Origin of the sequence: Acinetobacter sp. WCHAc060006, assembly GCF_004209135.1 — a bacterium.
In the GTDB taxonomy this organism is placed as follows: domain Bacteria; phylum Pseudomonadota; class Gammaproteobacteria; order Pseudomonadales; family Moraxellaceae; genus Acinetobacter; species Acinetobacter cumulans.
Genome location: NZ_SGSS01000066.1, coordinates 1 through 2,596, shown reverse-complemented (window position 1 = coordinate 2,596; position 2,596 = coordinate 1). Strand labels below are relative to the sequence as shown.

1 rRNA gene is annotated in these 2,596 nt (G+C 50.7%); it reads right to left on the bottom strand.

From position 1 onward, the window contains the following. Positions 1-23 precede the first annotated feature (23 nt). Positions 24-2,596, bottom strand: a 23S ribosomal RNA gene (locus tag EXE29_RS17095); the annotation flags it as partial.

Sequence of the window (2,596 nt, the reverse complement as noted above, 5' to 3'; positions counted from 1 at the left end):
TACAACAACTGTTTGGGTGTTGTATAGTCAAGCCTCACGAGCAATTAGTATTGGTCAGCTTCATGCGTCACCGCACTTCCACATCCAACCTATCAACGTCGTAGTCTTCAACGGCTCTTTAGAGGAATAAATTCCTAGGGAAATCTTATCTTGAGGTAGGCTTCCCGCTTAGATGCTTTCAGCGGTTATCCCTTCCGAACATAGCTACCCGGCGATGCGACTGGCGTCACAACCGGTACACCAGAGGTTCGTCCACTCTGGTCCTCTCGTACTAGGAGCAGATCCTCTCAAATTTCCAGCGCCCACGGTAGATAGGGACCGAACTGTCTCACGACGTTCTAAACCCAGCTCGCGTACCTCTTTAAATGGCGAACAGCCATACCCTTGGGACCTGCTTCAGCCCCAGGATGAGATGAGCCGACATCGAGGTGCCAAACACCGCCGTCGATATGAACTCTTGGGCGGTATCAGCCTGTTATCCCCAGAGTACCTTTTATCCGTTGAGCGATGGCCCTTCCATACAGAACCACCGGATCACTAAGACCTACTTTCGTACCTGCTCGACTTGTGGGTCTCGCAGTTAAGCGCGCTTTTGCCTTTATACTCTACGCGTGATTTCCGACCACGCTGAGCGCACCTTCGTACTCCTCCGTTACTCTTTAGGAGGAGACCGCCCCAGTCAAACTACCCACCAGACATGGTCCTCGCTCCAGATAATGGAGCAGAGTTAGAACCTCAATATTACCAGGGTGGTATTTCAAGATTGGCTCCACAGCAACTAGCGTCGCTGCTTCAAAGCCTCCCACCTATCCTACACAAGTAAGATCAAAGTTCAATGTCAAGCTGCAGTAAAGGTTCACGGGGTCTTTCCGTCTAGCCGCGGGTACACCGCATCTTCACGGCGATTTCGATTTCACTGAGCCTCTGCTGGAGACAGCGCCCCCATCATTATGCCATTCGTGCAGGTCGGAACTTACCCGACAAGGAATTTCGCTACCTTAGGACCGTTATAGTTACGGCCGCCGTTTACTGGGGCTTCGATCAAGAGCTTCGCTTACGCTAACCCCATCAATTAACCTTCCAGCACCGGGCAGGCATCACACCCTATACGTCCACTTTCGTGTTTGCAGAGTGCTATGTTTTTAATAAACAGTTGCAGGGGCCTGGTTTCTGTGGCTGCCGATAGCTCAGGAAGCAAGTTCCATCACCGTCAGCAGCGTACCTTCTCCCGAAGTTACGGTACCATTTTGCCTAGTTCCTTCAGCAGAGTTCTCTCAAGCGCTTTGGTCTACTCGACCTGACCACCTGTGTCGGTTTCGGGTACGATTCCTGTGTAACTGAAGCTTAGAGACTTTTCCTGGAAGCATAGTATCAGCCACTTCACTGTACAAGTACAGCTTGCTATCAGATCTCAGCATAGAGTACCCCGGATTTGCCTAAGATACATGCCTACATCCTTTCACCTGGACAACCAACGCCAGGCTGACTTAACTTACTCCGTCCTCTCATCGCATTACACAGAAGTATTGGAATATTAACCAATTTCCCATCGACTACGCCTCTCGGCCTCGCCTTAGGGGTCGACTCACCCAGCCCCGATTAACGTTGGACTGGAACCCTTGGTCTTTCAGCGAACGGGTTTTTCACCCGTTTTGTCGTTACTCACGTCAGCATTCGCACTTCTGATACCTCCAGCAGACTTCTCAATCCACCTTCATCGGCTTACAGAACGCTCCCCTACCACTTGCAATAAATTGCAAATCCGCAGCTTCGGCATATAGTTTTAGCCCCGTTACATCTTCCGCGCAGGCCGACTCGACTAGTGAGCTATTACGCTTTCTTTAAAGGGTGGCTGCTTCTAAGCCAACCTCCTAGCTGTCTATGCCTTCCCACATCGTTTCCCACTTAACTATAATTTAGGGGCCTTAGCTGGCGGTCTGGATTGTTTTCCTCTTGACTACGGACGTTAGCACCCGCAGTCTGTCTCCCGGATAGTACTCATTGGTATTCGGAGTTTGCATCGGTTTGGTAAGTCGGGATGACCCCCTAGCCGAAACAGTGCTCTACCCCCAATGGTATTCGTCCGAGGCGCTACCTAAATAGCTTTCGGGGAGAACCAGCTATCACCAAGTTTGATTAGCCTTTCACCCCTATCCACAAGTCATCCCCTGGCTTTTCAACGACAGTGGGTTCGGTCCTCCAGTTAGTGTTACCCAACCTTCAACCTGCTCATGGATAGATCACCTGGTTTCGGGTCTACACCCAGCAACTAAACGCCCTATTAAGACTCGGTTTCCCTACGGCTCCCCTATACGGTTAACCTTGCTACTGAATGTAAGTCGCTGACCCATTATACAAAAGGTACGCAGTCACCGAACAAGTCGGCTCCCACTGCTTGTATGCATGCGGTTTCAGGATCTATTTCACTCCCCTCACAGGGGTTCTTTTCGCCTTTCCCTCACGGTACTGGTTCACTATCGGTCAGTCAGGAGTATTTAGCCTTGGAGGATGGTCCCCCCATATTCAGACAAGGTTTCACGTGCCTCGCCCTACTCGACATCATCATATAAGCCCTTTCGTGTACAGGACTATCACC